The organism is Halomonas sp. Y3 (assembly GCF_024137965.1).
Taxonomy (GTDB): domain Bacteria; phylum Pseudomonadota; class Gammaproteobacteria; order Pseudomonadales; family Halomonadaceae; genus Halomonas; species Halomonas mongoliensis.
In genome coordinates this window covers 664,870-677,111 of sequence record NZ_CP099975.1, presented here as the reverse complement: position 1 = coordinate 677,111, position 12,242 = coordinate 664,870, and the positions used below count along the sequence as shown (strand labels likewise).

Below are 12,242 nucleotides of genomic sequence, written 5' to 3'. Positions count from 1 at the left end.
TAACGGCTCGACGATGGGACATCTCACATGGGAAAGACGGGGGGAGCTCACTCCCCCTCGATCAGGCGCCCCCGGATCTTTCCGGACACCCAGTCGATGAGATAAACCGTGACCAGAATCAGAATCAGGATGGTGGCAACCTCTTCCCAGTGGTGGCCGCGAATACGCTCCGACAGCTGATAGCCGATACCGCCGGCACCCACGATGCCGAGGATTGTTGCGCTGCGAACATTGGATTCGAAGATATACAGCGTCGACGAAATGAACATCGGCAATACCTGGGGAATAATGCCGAAGCGGGTACACTGAAGGGCACTGCCACCACTGGCGGCCACCCCCTCTCCTGGCTTGCGATCGCACCCTTCCACCGCTTCAGAAAACAGCTTGGCCAGGGTTCCGATATCGGAAATGATGATGGCCAGCACCCCCGCCAGGGGCCCGAGCCCTACCGCACGCACAAAGACCAACGCCCAGACCAGCTGGTCGACACCGCGCAGAAAGTCCATACCTCGACGCACCCCAAAACGCCCGAGCCGAAAGCGAAAGACATTGCGGGCCGACAGGAAGGCGAAGGGTATCGCCAGCAGGGCTGCAAACAGCGTACCGACAAAGGCCATGGCCAGGGTTTCGAAGATCGCCTTCAGAAACTCCCAGACCACAGCAGGATCCGTGGCCGGCGGCACCATGAAGCGCAGCAGCATTCCGAGCTGGCCGAGGCCATTCCAGACGCGCACGGGCGAGAAGTCGAAAAGCACCAGGCCATAGATCAGCACAGCCAGCGCCGTTACCCAGGCCACTCCCTGAAGCCAGTGGCGGCGCCAGCTCACGGCAAAGACTTCGGGATGACGATGCTCAATATCCGTCATGGAAAACTCACCTCGCAACAGTGACGTCATGACAGGTTCTCCTTGCCGATGAATCCATGGCGAATGCGCTCGCACAGCATGTCCGTCAACGACACGGTGATCACGATCAACAGGATCAATGCGCTGACGTCTTCGTAATAGAGCATGCGAATGGCGGTAATCAGCTCCTGACCGATGCCACCGGCGCCCACGATGCCCATAACCGTCGCGGTGCGCACATTGATCTCGAATCGCCACAGGGAGTAGGACACAAGGGAAGGAAGAACCAGCGGGAAAATGGCGAAACGCATGCCCTGCACCCAGTTGCCTCCTGCCGCCTTGAGCCCATCCAGCGGCTTCAGGTCAATATTCTCGATCGCTTCGGAAAACAGCTTGCCCGACGCTCCCATCGAGTGGACGGCAATGGCCAGGATGCCGGCCAGGGGGCCGAGGCCGAAGGCGAAAACGAAGATCAGGGCATAGACCAGATCCGGTACGGTACGTGCCACTTCCAGAACGCGCCGAGAGAGCGCCGTCAGCCAGCGGTTGGGCCCGACGTTGCGCGCAGCCACGAAGCCAAGAACGAGTGCACCCAGCGTACCGAGTAGCGTGGCCACATAGGCCATCAGCAGTGTTTCGCCAAGCAGCTTCATCCAGTCGGGAAAGGCGTAGAACCAGTAGGCCATGTCGTCACGAAAGGTCGTGACGCCCATCTCGGGAAGAATCTTGACGACATATTCATGAACCTTGGGCAGCCCCTCGGCAATGCGCCCTGGGCTGAAGTGGCTCAGGTGGGCCGAGGTCATAAACAGCGCAAGAAACACGCCGCCACCCAGCAGCCAGACCCGATATTTTTCTAACCTCAACCGCTGCTGCTGGGCGCAGAAACCCTGCCAGGCGTTGGAGCCTGAATGATCGTATGGTGATGACATCATCTATTTCCTCTGCCCGGTCGCTGGTAGGCGACCGGGCTACCCACTGGATCAGGGGGCGGTGTCTTCAGCGCTGACGGCGAGAGTCGCGCAGCTCCTGTACGGCACCCAGGATTGGCTCGTACATCTCGTGGGTGGCCGGCACGAAGCCGGAGGTGCGGCCCGACGCCGCGGCCTCTGCCAGGTCCGGACGCGTTTCGTGGAGGGTCATGAAAAAGTCGGCGATCTCCTGCTTCATCTCCTCGGGCAGTTCACCGTTCACCACATAGGGAGGGTTGGGGATGAGCGGAGACTCCCAGATCACGCGGATATCATCACGGTCAAGCATGCCGCGATCCATCATCATGCGCAGCTGGCCGGTATTGTCACCGCGAGACGTCCAGGTAAAGGCCGAATCCAGAGAGCCGTTCAATACACCGATCACGCTCTGTTCATGGCCACCCGAGAAGACGGTATTGCCGAAGAAGTTATTGGGCTCGATACCGTCCTCTCTCAGGCTAACCAGGGGCACCAGATAGCCGGAAGTGGAGTTGGGGTCTGCCCAAGCAAGCGACCTGCCCTGAAGGTCATCGACGCTTTCGAACTCGCTGTCGGCGCGCACGATCAGTACGGAGTGGTAGCCCAGCTCACCGTCAAGCTCAGCCGGCACGACCAGAGGCTCGACGCCACCGTCGCTGTCGATCCAGCCCGCCGCATAGGAAGAGCCACCGAGTCGCGCCAGGTGTACGTGCCCCGCGGTCAGCGCCTGCACCACGGCAGCGTAGTCGCTGGCCTGCTGAATCTGCATCTCGACGCCCAGTTGCTCTTCGAAGTAGTCGGCCAGCGGCTGGAAACGATCGATGGTGGCGGCCTGGTTCTCGACCGTGGTGGCGCCAAGGGTAACGACCGGGTAGTCATCGCGCCAGTCGGCCTGAGCCGCCGTGATGGCAAGCGGTGAGATGAGGACAGAAGCAACAAGGTACTTGAGGGTATGACGCATCATGATCTCTCTCGTTTCGGGTGGCTAAACTGCATTGCTGGATGGTCACACACCGGGTGGCGACCGGGTCATGCCATCACTCTCATAGCCCACATGCTAATGGCCCACATGAGTGACCTGAAAATCTTTATGCAAAGGCTGATTCTGGGGGAGCACCGCCGGACCAAACCTCTCCGGAAGTCACACTCTCATTGATCGCCTTCTCACCATCTTCGACGCCATAAATGCGCTGAATGGTGTTGTGATCGAGCTGCTCAGGATGGCCATCGAACACCACCTCACCGTGCAGCATGCCGATGACGCGATCGCAGTACTGGCGCGCCGTCTCCAGCGAATGGAGATTGCACATCACCGTAATTCCCTTGGTGTGATTGATCTCCTTGATGGCATCCATCACCATGGCGGCGCTACGTGGATCAAGGGAAGCGATGGGTTCGTCGGCAAGCATGATACGAGGCGACTGCATCATGGCCCTGGCGATGGCGACCCTCTGCTGCTGGCCACCGGAAAGATTGCCCGCGCGCTGAAGGGCCTTATCGGCCAGGTCCAGCTGTTCAAGGGCATGGATAGCCTGGGCCTTTTCTTCACGGCTGAAGATCTTGAACATCGAAGCCAGGGTTCCGTGATGGGCAATTCTTCCCATCAGCACATTGGTGATAACATCCAGGCGCGGGATGAGATTGAACTGCTGAAAGATCATGGCAGTCTGTCCTCGCCACTGCCTGAGAGCCCTTCCCTTGAGTCGACTGACGGGCTCTCCCGAAAATTCAATCCGCCCCTCCGACACATCGGTAAGACGATTCACCATGCGCAGAAGCGTCGACTTCCCTGCACCGGAGCGGCCAATCACACCGACCACCTCCCCCTCCGGGATGTCGAAGCTGATATTTCTGATAACGCGGGACTTCCCGTAGCTCTTGCTGACACTATCCAGACGTAGCATTGGCCTGATCTCCTGCCACATCAAGTGGCACCATGCGAAGGCTTTATATAGGACATGATAGGCCCGCGAGATGAAGACAACTTGTCTAGACGATTTCACTGTTGTGAATTAATCTGGCGAAAACCCTCCCGAAATTCGACCAGCGTCACGCGCCATCAGTGGCAAAACAGTCACTTACCCGTCCAGCAAGCTAAATCGAAACATAATCGCAAACAATGCGTCATAACCGGGGCTGATGTGCCTGGCCTGACGTGCAAGGAAGGGAGGGCAAGCAGAGGAATGTGCGCAGCTGCTGTGGGGCCGCTAGGCAGAACCCTTCCAGCATGATGCTGGTGCCGGCCCGCTTGGCCGGCGCCGGCAGCATCAGCGCCAGGGGGGGGGCGGAGCTCACGGCCGCTCGCCGCGAGCCAGACGCGCATCGATCTCGGCGACCAACGCCGGCAGCTCGGCAATAGTGTCGATCATGAAGTGCGGCCTTGCGGGTGCGAACTGCGCTTCGATGCACGCTCGTCTCTCCGCCAGTTCGGCCTCCCCCATCTTGCGGTACTCAGCGTAATCGAGCCCCAGGGCGTTGCCGGAGCAGGTCAGCGCCACCGTCCACATGCCGGCACTGCGCCCCTCGATAATGCCCGGCGCGGTGTCGTCCACCTTGACGCAGGCGGCCACGTCATCGATGCCCAGCGCGATGACATTCGCCAACGCCTGGGCCGGATGCGGACGGCCGTTGGGCACCTCGTCGGTGGCGACGACGTGATCGGCCACGTAGCCGTTGGCCCGGGCCCGTGCCACCACCTGCTCCATCACCACGGCGGGGTAGCCGGAGCAGGAGCCGATCTTCAGGCCCCGCTCGCGCAGCGCAGCAATAGCATCGAGCGCCCCGGGAATCGGCGACGAGTGCTCGCCGATCTTGGCGATCTGCAGGGGCATGAAGCGCTCATACAGCGCATCGACATCGGCGTCACTGGGGGCATGCCCCACCGCCGTCTCGAAGCGCGCCGCAATGGCCGGGACGTTGCAGAGGGTGCGAATGTGTTCCCACTTGCCCATGCCCATGGGCCCGCGGGCCTCTTCCAGGCTGATGTCGACGCCCAGTTCGGCGAAGGCCTCGACGAAGATCTGGGTGGGAGCGAAGGAGCCGAAGTCCACCACGGTACCGGCCCAGTCGAGGATGGCGCACTTAAGACGCTCGGGGGAGTGGTAGTGCATCGGATCTCTCCGGTGAGCCGGGCGGCGGGGCGGCAGCCGTCCACGCCCGGAATAGGCGTCACTCATTCGCGCTTTCCGCACTTGGCACATCATGGCGTCGCAGCTCACGCTTCCACTCCAGCCGCTCCCACCCCTCGACGCGCGCCACCTCGGCCAGCACCGGATCGGGATTGACCGCCACAGGGCGATCCACCCGGTTGAGCAGCGGCAGGTCGTTCTGAGAGTCGGAGTAGAAGCAGAGGTGGGTAGCGACGGCGTGACGCTCGGCCAGCCAAGACTCCAACCGGGCGACCTTGCCGCCCCGATAGGAGAGCACCCCGGTGGTAGCGCCGGTAAAGTGGCCGGCGGCAAGCTCCGGCTCCACGGCGATCACCTGCCTGATGCCCAGCCGCTTGGCCACCGGCCCCACCAGATGTCGCGAGGAAGCGGAGATCAGCAGCGGCAGATCACCCTGCTCCCGGTGGCGCGCGATCAGCGCCCGCCCCTGGGGAAAGAAGCGCGGCGCGATCCGCTCGGCCACGAAGGCCTCGACCTCGGCGGCGACCTCCTCCTCGTGGCGCCCCGTCAGCGGCGACAGCGTCACGGCCAGGTACTGCTCCAGCTTGAGCCGGCCGGCGTGGTAGGCCGCGTTCATCGCCTGGGTACGGGCGAGATACTCGCCGGGGGCGTCGATCCAACCGCACTCCACCATCCAGTCGTTCCACAGCGCGCTGCAGTCGCCATCCAGCAAGGTGTCGTCGAGGTCGAAGAGGGCAAGGCGCATGACGGTCTCCAGTTACCCGGTGGTTCAGGAAGGCCCATAGCCTGGGCCAGACCGGTGACAAAGGCATGACCGGCACGACCTGTCACGGCACTGCCATCTCGCCGTCACGCCGTCGCCAACCGACTGACACCACCCCGCCATGCCGTCGTCACCTTGTGCGGATAACGTCGGGCGACGGAGCAGAACGGCTTACCGCCGCCCACGTCATCGCCGTGAATCACACCGCAAGGAGAGCCCCATGTTCGTACCCACACTGAAAGGCCTGGCCGCCGGCATCGCCGCCGCTACCCTATCGCTGTCCGCTCACGCCGCCGTGGAGGTCCAGTGGTGGCACGCCATGGGAGGTGAGCTCGGCGAGATCCTTGAAGGCATCACCGAGGAGTTCAACGCCTCCCAGGACGACTACCGGGTGAACCCCAGCTACCGCGGCAACTACACCGAGACCATGACCGGCGCCATCGCCGCCTTCCGTGCCCGCCAGCAGCCGCATATCCTGCAGGTCTTCGAGGTGGGCACCGGCACCATGATGGCCGCCGAGGGGGCCATCTACCCCATCCACGAGCTGATGGAAGACCACGGTCGCGCCTTCGAGCGCGAGGCCTTCCTGCCGGCGGTGGTGGGCTACTACACCGATACTCGCGGCAACATGCTCTCCTTCCCCTTCAACTCCTCCACGCCGATCCTCTATCTCAACCGCGACGCCTTCGAGGCCGCGGGCCTGAGCGGCACGCCCGAGACCTGGGAGGAGATCGTCAAGGCCTCCCGCCGGCTGCGCGAGAGCGGCGCGGCCCGCTGCGGCTTCACCACCTCCTGGCCGAGCTGGGTGATGCTGGAGAACTTCTCCGCCATGCACAACTCGCCCCTGGGCACCCGGGAGAACGGTTTTGGCGGCCTGGATACGGAGTTCGTCTTCGACAATGACCTGGTGGCGAGTCACTGGGACAACCTCAAGGCGTGGCAGGACGAAGGGGTCTTCCGCTGGGGCGGCCCGGGGCCGGGGGATGATGCCGCGCCGATGTTCTACTCGGGAGAGTGCGCCATGTTCTTCGGCTCCTCCGCCTCACGGGCCGGGGTGCTGGCCAACGCCGATTTTGAAGTGGGCTTCGCCATGCAGCCCTACTACGCGGAGGTGGAGGGCGCACCCCAGAACTCCATCATCGGCGGCGCCACCCTCTGGGCGCTGCAGGGCCACAGCGACGAGGAGTACGAGGCCGTGGCCGCCTTCTTCGAGTACCTCTCCCGGCCCGAGGTGCAGGCCGACTGGCACCAGCGCACCGGCTACCTGCCGATCACCCAGGCCGCCTGGGAGCTGAGCGAGACGCAGGGCTTCTACGCCGAGAACCCGGGCGCCGACATCTCCATTCGCCAGATGAACCTCAACCCGCCCACGGAAAACTCCAAGGGGCTACGCTTCGGCAACTTCGTGCAGATCCGCGACATCATCTCCGAGGAGATGGAGGCGGTGATGAGCGGCCAGAAGAACGGCGAGCAGGCCAGCGCCGACGCCGCCCGCCGCGGCAACGCCCTGCTGCGCGACTTCGAGGCCGCCAACCGCTGAGCCCTGCCTTTGCGCTCCCTCCCGCGGAGGGGGCGCCTGTTTATCGTCGCTTCGAGCCTTCCGATGCAGACCAAACGCATGACCTTTCCCGGGCGCTGGCTGCCCTATGCCCTGCTGGCCCCCCAGGTGATCGTGACCCTGATCTTCTTCATCTGGCCCTCGCTGCAGGCGCTATACATGTCGCTGCTGCGCGAGGACGCCTTCGGCCTCAACAGCACCTTCGTGGGCCTGGCCAACTTCGCACGGCTCTTCGCCGACGACACCTATCTCGACTCGCTCTCGGTGACCGCGATGTTCGCCATCGGCACCACACTGCTGTCGATGTCCGCCGCCCTGCTGCTGGCGGCTACCGTCAACCGCATGCTGCGCTCGCGCAACGCCTACACCACCCTGCTGGTGTGGCCCTATGCCATCGCCCCGGCCATTGCCGGAGTGCTCTGGTGGTTCATCTTCAACCCCTCGATCGGCATCGTGCCCTATGCGCTCGAGATGCTGGGCTACCGCTGGAACCACCGCACCTCAGGGAACGATGCCATGATGCTGGTGATCATCGCCGCCGCCTGGAAGCAGATCGCCTACAACTTCCTCTTCTTCCTGGCCGGGCTGCAGTCGATCCCCCAGTCGCTGATCGAGGCGGCGGCCATCGATGGCGCCGGCCCCGTGAAGCGTTTCTGGACCATCGTCTTTCCACTCCTCTCACCCACCACCTTCTTCCTGATGGTGGTCAACGTGGTCTACGCCATGTTCGACACCTTCGGTGTGATTCACGCCACCACCCAGGGCGGCCCCTCCCAGGCGACGAATACCCTGGTCTACAAGGTCTACGCCGACGGCTTCGTGGGGCTCAACCTGGGCAGCTCAGCCGCCCAGTCGGTGATCCTGATGGCCATCGTGGTGCTCCTCACCGTGGTGCAGTTCCGCTTCATCGAACGGCGCGTCAACTACTGACCCGGAGGAGCCCCCATGGTCGAACACCGCCCCCTGAGCCAGCTGGCCGCGCACCTGATTCTGATCGCCGGCGTGGCCCTGGTGCTCTTTCCCGTCTATATCGCCATCGTCGCCTCCACCCAGGCGCCGGGAGAGTTCCTGCGCGGCACCCTGCCGCTGGTGCCCGGCGGCCACGCCCTGGAGAACTACCGCGCCATGTGGGAGAGCGGCCTCTCGAGGGCCGGGGCCCCGCCCGTGGGCCAGATGCTCTTCAACAGCCTGGTGATGGCGCTGGCGATCACCGTGGGGAAGCTTGTCATCTCGCTGCTCTCGGCCTTCGCCATCGTCTACTTCCGTTTCCCCTTCCGGCTGTTCTTCTTCTGGCTGATCTTCGTCACCCTGATGCTGCCGGTGGAGGTGCGCATCATCCCCACTTTCCAGGTGGTGGCCGACCTCGGCATGCTCAACAGCTTCGCCGGGCTCTCCATCCCGCTGATCGCCTCGGCCACCGCCACCTTCCTCTTTCGCCAGTTCTTCATGACGGTGCCGGAAGAGCTGCTGGAGGCCGCCCGCGTGGATGGCGCCGGCCCCCTCCGGTTCTTCAAGGATATCCTGCTGCCGCTCTCGGTCACCAATATCGCGGCCCTCTTCGTGATCCTGTTCATCTACGGCTGGAACCAGTACCTCTGGCCCCTGCTGATCACCACCGACAGCGACTACTACACCGTGGTGATGGGCATCCAGCGCATGACCACCGCCGCCGACGGCGACCCCCAATGGCACCTGGTGATGGCCGCGGTGGTGATGGCCGCCCTGCCCCCGGTGCTGGTGATTCTGTTCATGCAGCGCCTGTTCGTAAAGGGCCTGACCGAGACGGAGAAGTAATGATGGCAAGTATCAAGCTCGAGGGTCTCGAGAAGACCTATCCCGGCGGCGTGCAGGCGGTGAAGGGCGTCGACCTGGAGGTGGCCGACGGCGAATTCGTGGTGCTGGTGGGCCCCTCGGGCTGCGGCAAGTCGACCCTGCTGCGCATGGTGGCAGGGCTCGAGACCATCAGCGCCGGAGCGCTTTATATCGGCAAGCGCCGGGTCAATGAGCTGGAGCCCGCCCAGCGCGATATCGCCATGGTGTTCCAGAACTATGCGCTCTACCCGCATATGACGGTGTTCGACAACCTGGCCTACGGCTTGAAAAACCGCGGCTTCAAGCGCGACGAGATCCGTCGCCGAGTGGAGGAGGCCGCCAGGATGCTGGAGATCGAGGCCTTCCTGCCCCGCAAGCCGCGCCAGCTTTCCGGCGGCCAGCGCCAGCGGGTGGCCATGGGCCGGGCCCTGGTGCGCGAGCCCGCGGTCTTTCTCTTCGACGAGCCGCTCTCCAACCTGGACGCCAAGCTGCGGGTGCAGATGCGGGTGGAGATCAAGCGGCTGCAGCGCCGCCTGAAGACCACCAGCCTCTATGTCACCCACGACCAGCTCGAGGCGATGACCCTGGGCGACCGCCTGGTGGTGCTCAACGGCGGGCGCATCGAGCAGGTGGGCACGCCCATGGAGATCTATGCCCGGCCCGCTTCGCTCTTCGTGGCCACCTTCATCGGGTCGCCGGCCATGAACCTGCTGCCCCTGGGCGCTCTGCTGAGCGGCCCGGGCGCGGCGTCCCATGGCGCCCTGCTGGGAGATCTGCCGCCGGGCACCGGCATCCTGGGCATCCGCCCCGACGCGCTGCGCCTCGAGGCGCCTCACGGGCCCCACCTGACCCTCTCAGCCACCCTGGAGCTCTTCGAGGCCGCCGGCGCCGAGAGCCACCTCCATGTGCGCCTGGCCGGCAGCGGTCAGCCCCTGGTGATCCGCACCGCCGGCCAGCCGGCGGTGGCGGAGGGCCAGCGCCTGCATTTCCATATCACCCGAGACGCCCTGCACCCCTTTCATCGGGAGACAGGCCGGCGCCTCGACGATACGCTCAAGACCAAGGAGCAAGCCGCATGACACCTCCCACCACCACGCTGATCGAGACCCTCCAGCAGGCCGCCCGCACCGCCGGCCAGCTGCTGCGCGAGGGCTACCACGCCGCCGGCGCCATCGACTTCGAGGCCAAGGGTGCCTCGGACTTCGTGACCCACTACGACAGGGCGGCAGAGCACGCCATCATCGAGACGGTGCGGCGGGCCCATCCCGAGGCGGGTTTCATTGGCGAGGAGACGGGCGAAACTCCCGCCGAGGGCGGGAGACTCACGGTGATCATCGACCCTCTAGATGGCACCAACAACTTCCTGCACCGGGTGCCTCACTTCTCGGTCTCCATCGCCGCACGCGAAGGCGACACCCTCACCCACGGGGTGGTCTACCAGCCGCTGCTGGACGAGATGCTGTGGGCGGTGCGAGGCCAGGGCGCCCACCGCAACGCCGGCCGCATCACCGCCTCCCCAGCCAGAGCCCTGCACGAGATGCTGATCGCCACCTGCCTGCCCTATCACGCCAAGGGCGACTGCGCGACCAGCCTGGACCAGCTCACCCGGCTGATGTCTCGCGTGGCCGGCATTCGCGTGCCCGGCTCGGCGGCGCTCGAGGTCGCCCATGCGGGCCTCGGCCGCTTCGACGCCTTCTGGTCCCAGGGCGCCCGGCTCGACCTCTGGGACGTCGCCGCCGGCATCGTCATCGCTCGGGAGGCGGGCTGCATAGTGACCGACCTTGCCGGCGACCCGGACCCAGCCGAGTGGAAGAACCTGCTGGTGGCCCACCCGGAGCGCCACGCCGAGCTCAGGGAGATCCTGACGGCACGCTGAGCGAGCCAAGCCGCCAGGCAAGATGACAGGCGACTAGGCCGCGGCAAAGCACGCCTCAAAGGCCGCCACCACGCGGCACAGGTCATCGGGCAGCCGGGGTCGCGACGCATAGAGCCGATGACATCGCCAACGATGGCCCCCAGCATCTCTGTCATGCCCTGGCGACCACTACCGCGACGGCTCCCTCTCCCAGAAGCGCAACGAGTGGTTTCGCAAGCTGCATGACAGGAGGGTGCAAGCAAGGAGCGAGCGCCGAACGATGCGGCTGCTCAGTCGCGCATCTCGACCAGCTCCACCCGGCGATTCTGTGCCCGCCCGGCCTCGGTCCGGTTGGACGCAATCGGCGCCATCATGCCGGCACCCGCCGATCTCAACCGCGACCCGGCAATCCCGTGCCGCTGCTCAAGATAGCGAACCACTGCCGTTGACCGCTCCATGGACAGGCGCAGGTTGTAGTCGTAGTTGCCGACATCGTCGGTATGACCCACCACGAGCAGGCCCAGCTCCTGGTGCTCCTGCATCAATTCAGCGATGGTCGCCAGTGACGAGCTGGACTCAGCCAGGATTTCATCGGAATCGAAGGCGAACAGGATATCCTGAATGGCGACACGCCCCGATTCCATCAGGCCCTGCTCCATTTCACTGGCCGACAGCGGGCGGTGCTCCGTGGCAACCTCCATCTCCTCTTCGGTTACCACGGTGATGGCATACTGGGTGCCGCCGCCGGGACCGGGAGCCTGATACGTGGCGATCGCCACGTGCACGGGCGCATCCTGCGAGCGCGCCAGCAGATAGTGCACTGGCTGACGATTCAGGAGAGGCCCTCGGTTAGTCAGCAGGTAGGACTCACTGGTATTGGTCAGGAAATCCGCCGAGCGGCCCGTGTTCTGCTCGATCAGATCCAGGTCACTTCCCTCGAAGATCAGTTCGAAACCGGCCTCTGGCAAAGTCTGCACAAAGGTGCGGTGAACGCGAAGATCGCTGATATCGGGGTCGTCGAAGCGGTAGATCATCTTGAGCCACTCACCCTCCAGGGCAAGCTGCTCGGTATGCGCCCGCTCCGATCGATCGAAGGGACCCGCAGGCAGCACGACGCGTTTGAACTCATCGCGAAAATTGTCGGTAATAAAGGAGCCGGCAATGCGTTCGACCAGCGGATGATCGCCAGCGCCTTCGATGTCCTCGTTCGCCTGCCCCGCTAGTGAGAACAGCATCGTCAGGAACAGCAGCGAGACAAGACGGATTCGGGCCGAAGCGCCAGACAGAACATCAGACATGACAAAGCCTCCTTCAGGCGGGCTCTCAACGGG

At 64.2% G+C, this 12,242-nt stretch carries 12 protein-coding genes; 5 read left to right on the top strand and 7 right to left on the bottom strand.

The features are described from left to right. Positions 1–47: 47 nt before the first annotated feature. The 6 genes from phnE (NHL60_RS03195) to NHL60_RS03170 all read right to left on the bottom strand — a co-directional run bounded on the left by phnE (NHL60_RS03195) (position 48) and on the right by NHL60_RS03170 (position 5,668). Complete coding sequence (gene phnE, locus NHL60_RS03195) at positions 48–896, bottom strand: phosphonate ABC transporter, permease protein PhnE (RefSeq protein ID WP_253448933.1); 849 nt, start codon at positions 894–896, stop codon at positions 48–50. Continuing rightward, entirely contained in the window at positions 893–1,777 is an 885-nt protein-coding gene (gene phnE / locus NHL60_RS03190) for a phosphonate ABC transporter, permease protein PhnE (protein ID WP_219983322.1), read from the bottom strand. Before phnE (NHL60_RS03190) ends, phnE (NHL60_RS03195) begins: the two co-directional genes overlap by 4 nt. Before the next feature lie 67 nt (positions 1,778–1,844). After that, positions 1,845–2,759 (bottom strand): phosphonate ABC transporter substrate-binding protein, encoded by a 915-nt coding sequence (phnD, locus tag NHL60_RS03185; protein ID WP_253448930.1) that lies wholly within the window; start codon positions 2,757–2,759, stop codon positions 1,845–1,847. Between the two features lie 124 nt (positions 2,760–2,883). After that, a complete protein-coding gene (gene phnC, locus NHL60_RS03180) occupies positions 2,884–3,699 on the bottom strand; it encodes a phosphonate ABC transporter ATP-binding protein (RefSeq protein WP_253448927.1) in 816 nt (271 codons plus the stop codon). 387 nt (positions 3,700–4,086) lie between these two features. Further along, positions 4,087–4,905 carry a phosphonoacetaldehyde hydrolase gene (gene phnX / locus NHL60_RS03175; RefSeq protein WP_110070857.1) on the bottom strand — a complete coding sequence of 273 codons (819 nt, stop codon included), beginning with the start codon at positions 4,903–4,905 and terminating at the stop codon, positions 4,087–4,089. Between the two features lie 58 nt (positions 4,906–4,963). Further along, entirely contained in the window at positions 4,964–5,668 is a 705-nt protein-coding gene (locus NHL60_RS03170; RefSeq protein ID WP_253448924.1) for an HAD family phosphatase, read from the bottom strand. A gap of 238 nt (positions 5,669–5,906) precedes the next feature. Here NHL60_RS03170 and ugpB point away from each other — a divergent pair, with 238 nt between their 5' ends. The 5 genes from ugpB (at position 5,907) to NHL60_RS03145 (ending at position 10,932) form a co-directional block, all read left to right on the top strand. Next, positions 5,907–7,226, top strand: a complete 1,320-nt coding sequence (gene ugpB, locus NHL60_RS03165) for a sn-glycerol-3-phosphate ABC transporter substrate-binding protein UgpB (protein ID WP_253448921.1) — start codon at positions 5,907–5,909, stop codon at positions 7,224–7,226. A gap of 63 nt (positions 7,227–7,289) precedes the next feature. Then, entirely contained in the window at positions 7,290–8,174 is an 885-nt protein-coding gene (gene ugpA, locus NHL60_RS03160; RefSeq protein WP_253448918.1) for a sn-glycerol-3-phosphate ABC transporter permease UgpA, read from the top strand. Positions 8,175–8,189: 15 nt separating this feature from the next. Further along, on the top strand, positions 8,190–9,038 hold the full coding sequence (gene ugpE, locus NHL60_RS03155) for a sn-glycerol-3-phosphate ABC transporter permease UgpE (protein WP_253448915.1): 849 nt from the start codon (positions 8,190–8,192) through the stop codon (positions 9,036–9,038). Positions 9,039–9,040: 2 nt separating this feature from the next. Further along, positions 9,041–10,135 (top strand): sn-glycerol-3-phosphate import ATP-binding protein UgpC, encoded by a 1,095-nt coding sequence (locus tag NHL60_RS03150; protein WP_253451968.1) that lies wholly within the window; start codon positions 9,041–9,043, stop codon positions 10,133–10,135. Continuing rightward, positions 10,132–10,932 carry an inositol monophosphatase family protein gene (locus NHL60_RS03145; protein ID WP_253448912.1) on the top strand — a complete coding sequence of 267 codons (801 nt, stop codon included), beginning with the start codon at positions 10,132–10,134 and terminating at the stop codon, positions 10,930–10,932. The genes NHL60_RS03150 and NHL60_RS03145 overlap by 4 nt, the downstream gene beginning before the upstream one ends. Positions 10,933–11,201: 269 nt before the next feature. Here the strand turns inward: NHL60_RS03145 and NHL60_RS03140 are convergent, their stop codons facing one another. Next, positions 11,202–12,209 carry an OmpA family protein gene (locus tag NHL60_RS03140; protein WP_110070863.1) on the bottom strand — a complete coding sequence of 336 codons (1,008 nt, stop codon included), beginning with the start codon at positions 12,207–12,209 and terminating at the stop codon, positions 11,202–11,204. Positions 12,210–12,242 lie beyond the last annotated feature (33 nt).